This window comes from Micromonospora sp. C28ISP2-4 (assembly GCF_030519385.1).
In the GTDB taxonomy this organism is placed as follows: Bacteria; Actinomycetota; Actinomycetes; order Mycobacteriales; family Micromonosporaceae; genus Micromonospora; species Micromonospora tulbaghiae.
Genome location: NZ_JAUMKG010000007.1, coordinates 367,976 through 380,171 on the forward strand (window position 1 = coordinate 367,976; position 12,196 = coordinate 380,171).

The window sequence follows — 12,196 nt, forward strand, 5'->3', positions numbered from 1 at the left end:
GCGTGTGCGCCGGCCCCCGCCCGTCTGGTCAGTCCCGCGCGGTGACCGGCTCGGCCGGCGTCGCGGCGGGCGCGTCGGCGTCCCGGGTGATCCGCCCGGGCCACCAGAACCGGTCGCCGAGCAGGAACGCCAGCGCCGGCACCAGGACGGTACGGACCAGCAGCGTGTCCAGCAGCACGCCGATGCAGACGATGATGCCGATCTGGGTGAGCGTGATCAGCGGCAGCACACCGAGTACCGCGAACACCGCCGCCAGCAGGATGCCGGCGCTGGTGATGACGCCGCCGGTGACCCGCAGCGCCGACAGCATGCCGTCGCGGGTGCCGGAGCGGCGCGCGTCCTCCCGGGCCCGGGTGACCAGGAAGATGTTGTAGTCGACGCCGAGCGCGACCAGGAACACGAACGCGAGCAGCAGCACCCCGCTGTCCAGCGCCGGGAAGTCCAGCACGTGGTCGAAGAGCAACCAGGCCGCGCCGAGGCTGGCGAAGAACGAGCCGATGACTGTGAGCACCAGCAGCAGCGGCGCCAGGAGCCCGCGCAGCAGCAGCACCAGCACCGCGCCGACCAGCAGCAGGATGAGCGGCAGGATCAGCTGGAGGTCCTTGGTGTTGGCCTCGTTGGAGTCGTAGGTGGCGGCGACCGAACCACCGACGAGGGCGCCGTCGGGGGCGTCCGCGCCGTCCACGGCGGGCGGTGCCGAGTCCGGTACGGCGGACACGGCGTCGCGCAGGGCCACCACGGCCCGGTCGGAGGCGGCGCTTCCCGGCTCGGCGGTGAGCACCACGTCGATCTGGGCGACCCGGTCCCCGGCGGCGCCGGGCCGCGCCGAGGCGACCCCGTCGACGTCGCTCGCCGCGGCGAGGACCGCCTGGGCGGCCTGCGGGGTGGTGAGCACCGCGACCGGCTGGGTGCTGCCGGCCGGGAACGCCCGGGCGAGCGTCTCCGCTCCGGCGACCGCCTCGGGCTTCTCGCTGAACTGCTCGGTCTCGGACAGCCCGGTGCGGATGCCCAGGCCGCCGAGGGCGAGGCCGGCGAGCAGCAGGACGGCGAGGGCGGCGACCGGCAGCGGCCGGCGGACCACCAGCTCGCCGAGGCGGCCCCAGACCCGGCCCTCGCGGGCGGCGCTGCCCACGCGGGGGACGAACGGCCAGAACAGGCCCCGGCCGAACAGCAGCAACGCGGCGGGGAGCACGAACAGGGCGGAGAGCATGGCGAGGATCACACCGGTGGCGCAGGCCAGGGCGAGCGCCCGGTTGGTCTCCTGCTCGGACAGCAGCAGCGTGAGCACGCCGAGGACGACCGTGCTGCCGCTGGCCAGGATCGGCTCGGCGGTGCGGCGCAGCGCGGAGCGCATGGCGGCGAACCGGTCCTCCTCGCGGCGCAGTTCCTCCCGGTAGCGGGCGATGAGCAGCAGCGCGTAGTTGGTGGCGGCGCCGAACACCAGCACGCTGGCGATGCCCGTCACCTGCCCGCTGGGCAGGTAGATGCCGAACGCCGGGACGAGGGACTCGACCACGCGCAGCGTGATCTGCTCGGTCGCGCCCACCACCAGCAGCGGCACCAGCCACAGGAACGGGCTGCGGTAGGTGACGAGCAGCAGCACCGCCACCACGGCGGCGGTGACCAGCAGCAGCGTGGTGTCCGCGCCCTGGAACACCTTGCCCAGGTCGGCGGTGAACGCGGGGCCGCCGGTGACCTCGACGGTCAGCTCACCGGGCAGGTCGCCGACCGCCTCGCGGAGCTTCTCCACCTCGTCGACGACCGCCGACGGCCCGCCCTCGGTGGACAGCGGCACCGCGACCAGCGCCACGGTGCCGTCCGGGGAGACCTGGGCGGGGGAGACCCGTCCGCCGGCGGCGAGCGAGCCGAGTTCGCCGGAGATGCCGTCGAGCGTGCTGCGGTCCGCGCCGCTGAGCGCGCCCCCGTCGGCGCGGCTGACCACCACCAGGGCGGTCTGGGCGTCCTTGGAGGGCAACTGCTCCTGGAGCCGCTCGACCTGCGTGGACTGCCACTCCACGGACAGGCCGGTGTCGGAGACGGGCGCCGGATTGTCCGGCTTCGGAAGCCCGAAGGCGACCACGCCGACGACGAGCGCGGCGGCCAGCGTGAGCCAGGCGGCCAGCCGGCCCCGGACGACGCGGGTGAACAGAGACATTTGACGCCCTCACATGTCGGTCACGGGGGATTCTCTTTGAACGAGTATCTTGATGAGCGAGATTATCCGCGGTGGTTCTATGCTGCAACCGGAACTGTTCGACAGGGGGTGGCGGTAAGCGGTGGCGGCGCACAGGATGTACCGGCGACGCGACGACCCGCGGGGGCGCATGGTCGCCGAAATCACCAACGACCTGCGCCGTTACTCGGTCGACGCGCAGCACATCGGGCACGCGTTCGCCGGGCTGCACGGCCTGAACGCCACCGACCTGCACGCCCTGATCGCGGTGATGGAGGCCGAGCTGGTGGGCGACCCGATCACCCCCGGCCGGCTCGGCGAGGCGCTCAACCTCTCCTCCGGCTCGGTCACCGCGCTCGTCGACCGGCTGGAACGCGGCGGCCACATCCGGCGCGACCGGGACACCGCCGACCGTCGCAAGATCCTCCTGCACTACGCCGACCGCGGCGCGACGCTGGCGCAGAGCTTCTTCGGGCCGCTGGGCCGCCGCACCGACGAGGTGATGGACCGCTTCAGCGACGACGAGCTGGCCGTGGTGCGCCGGTTCATGGCCGAGATGGTGCACTCCATGCGTACCCATCGGGACGAGATCCGCGCGGCTCCCCGTCGCGGCGCCGCCCCCGGCCCGGCCGACTGATCATGCGGCTGGTCACCCGGGCCGCCACCGCGGCGCTGCGACTGCCCGCCGCCCGCACCGGTCGGGTCGCCGTCACCCGGGACATCCCGGTGCGGGTACGCGACGGAGTGACGCTGCGCACCGACCACTACGCGCCCGGCCTGCCCGCCGCGCCGTGCGTGCTGATCCGTACCCCGTACGGGCGGGGCGGGCCGGTCCGGCTGCTGGGCCGCCTGATCGCCGAGCGGGGCTTCCACGTGGTGATCCAGTCGTGTCGCGGCACGTTCGGCTCCGGCGGCGAGTTCGCCCCGCTCGTGCACGAGCGGGACGACGGCCTGGACACGCTGGACTGGCTGCGCCGCCAGCCCTGGTGGACCGGCGCGTTCGGCATGTTCGGCGCCAGCTACCAGGGCTTCGTGCAGTGGGCGCTGGCCGCCGAGGCGGGCGACGAGCTGCGCGCGATGGTCGCCGTGGTGACCGCGTCGGCCACCCGCGACTCCACGTACGCGGGGGAGTCGTTCGCGCTGGACACGGTGCTCACCTGGGCGGAGCTGCTCCAGGCGCAGACGGTGCCGTGGCTGGCCCGGCAGTGGGAGCTCAAGCGCGGCCAGCCCCGGCTCGCCCGCGCCCTGGCGCACCTGCCGCTGGCCGAGGCCGACCGGGTCGCCACCGGCGTGACGGTGCCGTTCTTCCAGGAGTGGCTGCGCCACCACACCCCCGACGCCGACTACTGGCGTACCCGGGTCTTCGGCGACCGGATCAGCGAGGTCCGCGCGCCGGTCGCCATGGTCAGCGGCTGGCAGGACATCTTCCTGCCGGCCCAGCTCGACGACTACGCCCGCCTGCGGGCCGCCGGGGCGCGAACCCGCCTGGTCGTCGGGCCGTGGACGCACGGCAGCCCGGGGCTGCTGCTGGCGTCGCTGCGGGAGGGCCTGGACTGGCTCGACACCCACCTGGCGGGCCGGCCGGGGCCGGCCCGCGCGCCGGTGCGGGTGCACGTCGGTGGGGAGGGCGGCGGCTGGCGCGACCTGCCGGACTGGCCGCCACCGGCCACGCCCGCCTGGTGGCACCTGCGATCCGCCGGTGGGCTGGCCCCGCAACCGCAGGAGCGCGGCGCACCGGACCGCATCTGGTACGACCCGGCCGACCCCACCCCGTCGCTCGGTGGCCCGCTGCTTGTGGCCCAGCGGGCCGGCGCCGTGGACAACCGGCCGGTCGAGGCCCGCCCCGACGTGCTCACCTACACCAGCGAGCCGTTGCGTGACCCGGTCGAGCTGGCCGGGCCGGTACGCGCCGAGATCCACCTGCGCAGCGAACTGTCGTACCTGGACGTGTTCGTGCGTCTGTGCGACGTGGACCGGCGTGGACGCTCCTGGAACGTCTGCGACGGCCTGGTCCGCGTCGAGCCCGGGCGGTTTCCGCGCGATCCGTCCGGAGTGGTCGCCGTGCCGGTGACGCTCTGGCCGACCGCGTACCGCTTCGCGCCCGGGCACCGGCTGCGGGCGCAGGTCTCCGGTGGCGCCCACCCCCGCTACGCGCGCAACCCCGGCACCGGCGAGCCGCTCGGCACCGCTGTGACCCTCCGTGCTGGGTGGCGGGAGATCCTCCACGATCGTGAGCATCCCTCGGCACTGGTGCTGCCGCTCGTGTCGGCACCGTCCACAGCGGGATGATGGTTCAAAAAACCGCCCCTGAGCTGGGCACTTTTGCCTAACCGTGGTTAAGCTCGGAGCAAGTGCCCGGTGCCGTGCAGTTATCCGGCGGGGCGCGTCCGCTGATCGCATTCATCACGCGGTGTGATTGTCGTGCCCTCGCCGGTCATCGATCGGAAGGGGAGCTGCCATGACGTCGGCCCCGGCGAACCTGCTGGCCGTCCGGAACCTGTTACTCACCTACCTCAACGTCGACAAGAAGGCTGTACGCGCCGACGACCTGGAGCCGGCGGAGGTCGGCATCGTCGGCGACGTCAACCATCGCGGCGGCTACCACTGCGGCTCCGACCGGGTCGTCAAGAACGACTACTCGGTGGTGGAGTCCAGCCGGGACCGGTCCGGGCTGACGCTCCACGCATCGGCGCTGGACGTCGGCACGTTCTCGGTCCGCTCCGGCGGCGGCACGCACAACCTGCGGACGTTCTCCGCCTGGATGGTGGCGCAGTGCGCGGCCAACGCGGCCGACACCCGGGACATCCGGGAGATCATCTACTCCCCGGACGGGCGGACGGTGCGCCGCTGGGACCGGCTGGGCCGGCGGACCAGTGGTGACAGCAGCCACCTGTTCCACACCCACTTCAGCTTCTTCCGCGACTCCACAAAGGCGGGGCGGGACCAGACCCCGCTGTTCCGCCGCTACCTCACCGCGATCGGGATGATCGCCGTCGTGAAACCGGAGGACGACATGGAACAGACCGACAAGCTCATCGGGAACACCGGCTCGAAGGGCCGTACGGTCGGCGACGTCCTGGCCGACCTGCAGAACCTGCGCAACTGGCTCATCTCACCGACGAACACCACCGGCCTGGTCAACCCGCCGATGCCGAACTCGCCGTTGCAGCAGATGCTGGCGATGCTTCGCGCCTGGCCGGCCCTGGTGGCGCAGGTGAACGAGCTGTCCGGCAAGGACTTCACCGACGAGGAACAGATCGTCTCCGGGGTGCTGGCCGGGCTGCCGCCGGAGAAGATCGCCGAGGCCATCCCGCCACAGATCGCCCGGGACGTGGCCGACGAACTGTCCCGCCGGCTGACCGCCTGACCGTCCGGCGCCGCGACCCGCGCGTCGCGGCGCCGCGGTCCGGCCAATTCGGCAAGAGTTATTGCGCAACACCTCTTGCGAATGTCAGACTCGCCGCATGGAACAGCACACCGTCCGGCAGGTCACCGACTCGCGGGTGCTCGCCGCGCTCGCCCACCCACTGCGCCGCCGGCTCATGGACGTGCTCAAGGTGTACGGCCCGTGCACCGTCGGCATGCTCGCCGAGCACACCGGCCAGGCGCCGGCCAACGTGAGCCACCACCTGAAGGTGCTGGCCGCCGCCGACCTGCTGGTCGAGGCGCCCGAGCTGGCCCGCGACCGCCGGGAACGCTGGTGGAAGCCCCGCAGCCGGGGCGTGCGCTGGTCCGAGTCCGACTTCGGTGACGACCCGTCCACCCGGGTGGTCGTCGAGGCCGCCGGCTCGCTCAACCTGGAGCGGCACACCGAGCTGGTGCGCGCCTGGCACTCCGCGTCCGAGGAGACGCACGCCGCCTGGAACGACGCGCCGTTCAGCACCGATCACTGGCTGCACCTGACCCCGGACGAGTTGAACGCGCTCGGCCGCGAGGTGATCGCTCTGCTCATGCGCTGGTCGGAACGGCCCGTCCCGGACGACGGGCAGCGCCGCGAGCCGGTCTTCGTGTTCGCCCACGGCGTACCGGGCCGGCCGTGACCGCCGCAGCCGCCCGGCGTGGCGCGGCGAAGGGCATCGTCGCCGCGGCCGTCCGGCGTGGTCCGGCGAAGGGCGTCACCGCCGTGACACGGTGCCGGTCGTGACCGCCCCCGCACGCACGTCCGGGCCGGTCGCCGCCCCGCCGCCCGGTGGGCTGTTCCGGCACCGCGACTTCCGGCTGCTCTGGACCGGCCACACGGTCAGCGCCGTGGGCAGCAACATGACAGTCGTGGCGCTGCCGCTGGTGGCGGTCGCGGTGCTCGACGCGACCACGTTCCAGGTGGCGGTGCTCACCGCGGCGGCGTGGCTGCCCTGGCTGCTCGCCGGCCTGCCGGTCGGGGCATGGGTCGACCGCGTCCGCCGCCGGCCCGTGATGATCGCCGCCGACCTAACCGCCGCGGCGCTGTTCGCGAGCGTGCCGGTGGCGGCCCTGCTCGGACTGCTCACCGTCGGCCACCTGCTGGTCGTGGCGCTCGGCGCCGGGCTGGCCCGGGTGTTCTTCGAGACCGCCGACCAGGTCTACCTGCCCACGCTGCTGCGTCCCGAGCAGGTCCCCGAGGCAAACGCCCGGCTGCACGCCACCCAGACCGCGAGCTACCTCGTCGGGCCCGGCCTGGCCGGTCTGGTCGCCCAGGTCGTCGGCGCGGTGGCAGCGGTGGCGCTGGACGCGCTGAGCTTCCTGCTCTCCGCGCTGTGCCTGCGCCGCATCCGCGCCGTCGAGCCCCGGCCGCACCGTCCCGCCGGTACGACGTCGCTGCGCCGGGAGGTCGCCGCCGGGCTGCGGTTCGTCGTCCGTGACCCGTACCTGCGGGTGCTGACGGTCTTCGGGGCGGCGAGCAACATCGGGCTCACCGGCTACCAGGCGGTGCTCGTGGTGTTCCTGGTCCGCTCGGCCGAGCTGCCCGCCGGGCTGGTCGGCCTCCTGATCGGACTCGCCAGCCTCGGTGGGGTGATCGGCGCCGCGCTGGCCGCGCGCCTGCCCCGCCGGCTCGGCAGCGCCCGTACGGTGCTGGTGGCCGGCGCCCTGACCGGCCCGCCCGCGCTGCTGATCCCGCTCGCCGGTCCCGGCGCACGAACGGGCTGGCTGGTGCTCGGCGGGGTGCTGGTGAGCCTCGGCGTCGCCGTCGGCAACGTGGTGAAGGGCAGCTTCCGGCAGACGTACACACCGCACCGGCTGCTCGGCCGCGTCACGGTGAGCATGCAGCTGCTCAACTACGGGACGATTCCGCTGGCCGCTCTGCTCGCCGGAGCGCTGGGCGCGACCTGGGGCCCGCACGGCGCGATCCGGGCGATGACCGCCTGGCTGGCGCTGACCCCGCTGATCCTGCTGGCCGGGCCACTGCGGAAACGGCGCGACCTGCCGGCCGCGCCGTCCTGATGATGCACTGCGGCGGCGGTCGGAGCCCGACCGCCGCCACCGGCACGCGTTACATCGGACGGACGTTGTCCGCCTGCGGGCCCTTCTGGCCCTGGGTCACCTCGAACTCGACCTTCTGGCCCTCGTTCAGCTCGCGGTAGCCACTGCTCTGGATGGCCGAGTAGTGGACGAACACGTCCGGGCCTCCGCCGTCCTGCTCGATGAAGCCGAAGCCCTTTTCCGAGTTGAACCACTTGACCGTGCCGGTTGCCATGCGTCTCTCCCTGTTCCAATGCGGGCGAGCATCGGCTCCACGGCCGGTGATCGCCCTGTACCACCTCGACAGTAACCGTCCGGACCGGAATCCGCTGCCGGAAGCGCGCGGCGCGCCCGTGAATACGTGCGCGACCGGAAAAAGACCCCGCCGTCGGGCCGGGCGCGGCATGCTTGCCCCGATGAGCAGGCAGACGGCTCTGGCCGACCTGGAGCAGGAGATCGCGGCGCCCGGCGGGGGCCCGGACCGCCTGCGCCTGGTCGGTACGCCGTTCGTTCCGGAGGTCCGCCTGTACCTGGCCGAGGACGCCATCCTGTGGTGGGCCCGGATGGAGGCCGCCGCCGGGCGATCGCTGCCGCCGCCGTACTGGGCGTCGGTCTGGGCCGGTGGCCAGGCGCTGGCCCGGCACCTGCTGGACCACCCCGAGCTGGCCGCCGGGCGGCGGGTGCTCGACCTGGGCGCCGGATCGCGGCTGGTCGCCATCGCCGCCGCGCTCGCCGGGGCCGACCAGGTGGTCGCCAACGACATCGACCCGTACGCGGTGGCGGCGGTCACCGTCAACGCGCGGGCCAACCGGGTCCGGGTGACCGCCGACGGCGCCGACCTGCTCGACGGGGTGGCGGGCGCCGACCTGCTGGTGGCCGGGGACGCGCTCTACGACGCGGGCCTGGCCGCCCGGGTCCTGCCCTACCTGCGACGGTGCGCCGCGCACGGGGTGCAGGTTCTGGTCGGCGACCCGGACCGGGGCCACCTGCCACCGGACGGGCTGGAACTGGTGGCCAGCTATCCGGTGCCGACCACCGAACCCTCTGTCGACTCCCCGGTACGCCGGGTGCAGGTGCTCCGGCCCCGCTGACCCGACCGACCCTAGGGGTCCGCCCGGTCGGGTGTCGGGGACCACTGGGGGATCACGCCCGATGTGCGGGCGTGCCGCCGCCGCATAGCGTGCAGCTCATGAACGAGATCGTGGCCGCCGCCGGTGAGCTGCCCACCACCCTGCTGATGGGGCTGCTCGGCGTGGTCATGCTCGCCGACGCCGTACCCCTGATCGGGGTGCTGGTGCCCGGCGACGCCGCGGTCCTGGCGGCGGTCGGCGCGGATCGTCCGGCCGGTGGGGCGCTCACCGTCGCGGCTGTGGTCGCGGGCTGCCTGGCCGGCTGGTCGTTGAGCTTCTTCGCCGGCCGGCGCTGGGGCGGGCGGCTGCGGGACAGCCGGGTGGGCGGCTGGATCGGCGAGTCCCGCTGGGCCGCCGCCGAGACGCTGCTGCACCGCGGGGGCGGCCGGATCGTGCTGGTGGCGCCGTTCCTGCCGGTGTTCAACGCGTTGCTGCCGCTGGCCGCCGGCGGGCTGCGGATGTCGTACCGGCGGTTCCTGGCCTGCGCGGCGGCCGGGGCCACCGCGTGGGCCGGGCTCTACGTGGCGCTGGGGCTCGCCGCGCGGACGCTGACCGGCCTGCTGCCCGCCGCGCTCAACCCCACGGTGCTGACCATGGCGGTCGGGCTGCTGCTGGCCGGTCCGGTGCTGCTCGCCACCCGGCGCCGGCTGCGGGCGGTCACCGGCTGACCGCGCCCGGCCCGGCCGTCACGGGGGAGGCCGGACCGGGCGTGCTCACCAGCCGCGGGCGCGCCACTGCGGCAACGCGGGCCGCTCGGCGCCGATGGTGCTGTCCTTGCCGTGGCCCGGGTAGAACCAGGTGTCGTCCGGCAGCCGGTCGAAGAGCTTGGCCTCGACGTCGTCGATGAGCCGGCCGAAGCGCTCCGGGTCCTGGTCCGTGTTGCCCACGCCGCCCGGGAAGAGTGAGTCGCCGGTGAACAGGTGCGGGGTGCCGGCCGGGTCGCGGTAGAGTAGCGCGAGCGAGCCCGGCGTGTGCCCGCGCAGGTGGATGACCTCCAGCGCGCAGTCACCGACCGGCACCGTGTCGCCGTCGCCCAGCCGCTCGGCCTCGATGGGCAGGCCCTCGGCGTCGTCGGCGTGCACCAGCGCGCGCGCCCCGGTCTTGGCCACCACCTCCTCCAGCGCGACCCAGTGGTCCATGTGCTGGTGGGTGGTCACCACGGCGGCCAGCCCGCCGTCGCCGACCAGTTCCAGCAGGCGCGGCGCCTCGTTCGCGGCGTCGATCAGCACCTGCTCGCCGGTGGCGTTGCAGCGCAGCAGGTAGGCGTTGTTGTCCATCGGGCCCACCGACAGCTTGGTGACGGTGAGCCGGTCGAGCTCGCGCACGGCCGGCGGACCGCCGGGCGTGACGTCTCCGGTGTAGGTCATGACGATGTTCAGATCCATTCCGGTGGGTTCGGCAGGGGGCCGTCGGGTTCGACGGTGAGCAGCTCGCCCGCGCCCCGGCCGGTCAGCCAGGCGGCGAGTTCCGGCGCGGGGCCGGTGACCGTGGGCGCCCCCTCGGGCTCACCCACGACGAGTTCGGACGCCGCGCCGTCGAAACGCAGCACCATGGCCGGCGCGGCCGGGTTGCCGGCCAGCCCGGTCACCACCTCGTGCAGCAGCCGCTGGGCGAACGCCTCCGGCCAGTCCGCCGGCCGGTAACCGGCCGCCAGGTCGACGTGGTGCACCTCGACCTCGCGCAGCCGTCCCCAGACCAGCATCGCCGCCGGCCACGGTCCGCGCCGGGTCTGCACCGTGGCGCCCCAGGCCGCCACGGGCATCGCCGCGACCGCCGCGTCGAAGCGCCGGCCGCTGCGGCGTACGTCGTCCAGCAGGTCGGCCGGCCCGCGGCCGGCGCCGGCGTCGATGTCGTCGGCGCGGGCCTGCGCCGACGCGTACATCGGGATCTCCTCGCCGGTGCGCGCCGAGGTGAGCAGGTTGACGAACCCGTCGGCGTTGCGGGCGAGGTGGGTGAGCACGTGCGCGCGGGTCCAGCCCGGCAGCAGCGAGGGCGCCGCGACGTCCGCGGCGGTCAGGCCGGACACGGTACGCAGCAGCCGGTCGTTCGCCTCGGCCAGCGCGCCGGTCAGCAGCAGGGGGTCGCTCGTCATCTCGTTCTCACGCGTCGACCCTAGCGGGCCGGACCGGGCCGTGCCCGGGGGGAAATCGCTTTCGGCGCGTCGGCGTGCCACCTACCGTCGGGGCCGACGACATCGCCGCCGGCGCCGGACGCGCCGGGGTCCACGTCGTCGCGAACGCGGCACCGGGAGTCGGAGGGGAGGTGGTGCGCATGCCGGTCGCAGCGCGTGTGTTCCGCCGTACCTCCCCTCGACACCGATGAGGACACCATGACTCTTGATCTGACCGCCCTCGGCTGGGACGCCGGCTGGGCGGCCCATCTCGACCGGCGCGCCGGTCACCGTCACGGGCGGGTCGCCCGGGTGGACCGGGGCGTCTGCACCGTGCTGTGCCCGCAGGGGCCGGTGCGGGCCAGCCTCGGCGGCGGGGTGCTGTCCGCCGCCGCCCGCGACCTGACCGCGCTGCCCTGCGCGGGTGACTGGGTACTGCTGTCCACCTGGCCGGACGGTCCGGTCACGGTGGAGGCGGTGCTGCCGCGGCGTACCGCGCTGGTGCGGCGTACCGCGGGCAAGGACGCCAGCGGCCAGGTGCTGGCCGCCAACCTCGACGCCGCCGCGGTGGTCGAGCCGGTGCACCCGGAACCGGACGCCGCGCGGATCGAACGGCTGCTCTCCCTGGTGCACGAATCAGGGGCGGAGCCGCTCGTCGTGCTCACCAAGGCCGACCTGGCCGCCGACCCGGCGGCGGTGGCGCGCCAGCTGGCCGACCTCGCGCCCGGGGTGCCGGTGCTCCCGGTCAGCGCCGAGCGGGGCACCGGCCTGGCGCCGCTGCGCCGGCACGTCGCCCCGGGGCGCACGCTCGGCCTGCTCGGCCCCTCCGGCGCCGGCAAGTCGAGCCTGGTCAACGCGCTGGCCGGGGCGGACGTGATGCGCACCCAGGCGATCCGCCGCGTCGACGGCAAGGGCCGGCACACCACCACCTGGCGGTCGCTGGTGCCGCTGCCGGGTGGGGGAGCGGTGCTGGACACCCCGGGAGTACGGGCGGTCGGCCTGCTCGACGGCGCGTCCGGCCTGGACCGGGCGTTCGCCGACATCACCGAGCTGGCCGCCGGCTGCCGGTACGGCGACTGCGCCCACGACGCCGAGCCGGGCTGTGCGGTGCGGGCCGCGCTGGACGACGGCGCTCTGCCGGTGCGCCGCTGGGAGAGCTGGCGCCGGTTGCAGCGGGAGATCGAGCACGAGAGCGGCCGCCGCGCGGCCCGGCTGGCGGCCGAACGGCGGGGCGGCTGGCGGGGCGGGCGGCGACGCACCGGGCGTCCGGCGACCCCGCCCGCTCCCGGGGCATTCTGAGCCGGCCCGGGCCGGTCGGGTGGATCTGCGTGGTTCGCGCCCGACCGG

At 74.6% G+C, this 12,196-nt stretch carries 12 protein-coding genes; 8 read left to right on the forward strand and 4 right to left on the reverse strand.

Annotated elements, in window-relative coordinates; genetic code table 11:
- Window positions 1–28: 28 nt before the first annotated feature.
- Window positions 29–2,155: an MMPL family transporter gene (locus Q3W68_RS25190; RefSeq protein WP_302907806.1), complete on the reverse strand. Its 2,127-nt coding sequence runs from the start codon at window positions 2,153–2,155 to the stop codon at window positions 29–31.
- A 136-nt stretch (window positions 2,156–2,291) separates the two neighbouring features.
- Between Q3W68_RS25190 and Q3W68_RS25195 the strand changes: the two genes are divergently transcribed.
- From Q3W68_RS25195 to Q3W68_RS25215, 5 genes are all read left to right on the forward strand, one after another.
- Window positions 2,292–2,810 carry a MarR family winged helix-turn-helix transcriptional regulator gene (locus Q3W68_RS25195; protein WP_302907940.1) on the forward strand — a complete coding sequence of 173 codons (519 nt, stop codon included), beginning with the start codon at window positions 2,292–2,294 and terminating at the stop codon, window positions 2,808–2,810.
- A complete protein-coding gene (locus Q3W68_RS25200; RefSeq protein ID WP_302907941.1) occupies window positions 2,807–4,462 on the forward strand; it encodes a CocE/NonD family hydrolase in 1,656 nt (551 codons plus the stop codon). Before Q3W68_RS25195 ends, Q3W68_RS25200 begins: the two co-directional genes overlap by 4 nt.
- Window positions 4,463–4,631: 169 nt before the next feature.
- Window positions 4,632–5,540 carry a hypothetical protein gene (locus Q3W68_RS25205; protein ID WP_302907807.1) on the forward strand — a complete coding sequence of 303 codons (909 nt, stop codon included), beginning with the start codon at window positions 4,632–4,634 and terminating at the stop codon, window positions 5,538–5,540.
- Between the two features lie 97 nt (window positions 5,541–5,637).
- Entirely contained in the window at window positions 5,638–6,213 is a 576-nt protein-coding gene (locus tag Q3W68_RS25210; protein WP_302907808.1) for a helix-turn-helix transcriptional regulator, read from the forward strand.
- A 100-nt stretch (window positions 6,214–6,313) separates the two neighbouring features.
- Window positions 6,314–7,591 carry an MFS transporter gene (locus Q3W68_RS25215; RefSeq protein WP_302907809.1) on the forward strand — a complete coding sequence of 426 codons (1,278 nt, stop codon included), beginning with the start codon at window positions 6,314–6,316 and terminating at the stop codon, window positions 7,589–7,591.
- A 49-nt stretch (window positions 7,592–7,640) separates the two neighbouring features.
- Here the strand turns inward: Q3W68_RS25215 and Q3W68_RS25220 are convergent, their stop codons facing one another.
- Complete coding sequence (locus Q3W68_RS25220) at window positions 7,641–7,844, reverse strand: cold-shock protein (protein ID WP_013287480.1); 204 nt, start codon at window positions 7,842–7,844, stop codon at window positions 7,641–7,643.
- A 181-nt stretch (window positions 7,845–8,025) separates the two neighbouring features.
- Here Q3W68_RS25220 and Q3W68_RS25225 point away from each other — a divergent pair, with 181 nt between their 5' ends.
- Window positions 8,026–8,700, forward strand: coding sequence for a methyltransferase (locus Q3W68_RS25225; protein WP_302907811.1), 675 nt, complete (start codon window positions 8,026–8,028; stop codon window positions 8,698–8,700).
- 98 nt (window positions 8,701–8,798) lie between these two features.
- Complete coding sequence (locus Q3W68_RS25230; RefSeq protein WP_302907812.1) at window positions 8,799–9,407, forward strand: DedA family protein; 609 nt, start codon at window positions 8,799–8,801, stop codon at window positions 9,405–9,407.
- A 45-nt stretch (window positions 9,408–9,452) separates the two neighbouring features.
- On the opposite strand, the gene Q3W68_RS25235 is transcribed toward Q3W68_RS25230, so the two are convergent.
- Both Q3W68_RS25235 and Q3W68_RS25240 read right to left on the reverse strand, forming a co-directional pair.
- On the reverse strand, window positions 9,453–10,106 hold the full coding sequence (locus Q3W68_RS25235; RefSeq protein WP_302907813.1) for an MBL fold metallo-hydrolase: 654 nt from the start codon (window positions 10,104–10,106) through the stop codon (window positions 9,453–9,455).
- 8 nt (window positions 10,107–10,114) lie between these two features.
- Window positions 10,115–10,831: a maleylpyruvate isomerase family mycothiol-dependent enzyme gene (locus Q3W68_RS25240; protein WP_302907814.1), complete on the reverse strand. Its 717-nt coding sequence runs from the start codon at window positions 10,829–10,831 to the stop codon at window positions 10,115–10,117.
- Window positions 10,832–11,068: 237 nt separating this feature from the next.
- On the opposite strand from Q3W68_RS25240, the gene rsgA reads away from it, so the two are divergent.
- A complete protein-coding gene (gene rsgA / locus Q3W68_RS25245) occupies window positions 11,069–12,148 on the forward strand; it encodes a ribosome small subunit-dependent GTPase A (protein WP_302907815.1) in 1,080 nt (359 codons plus the stop codon).
- Window positions 12,149–12,196: the final 48 nt, after the last annotated feature.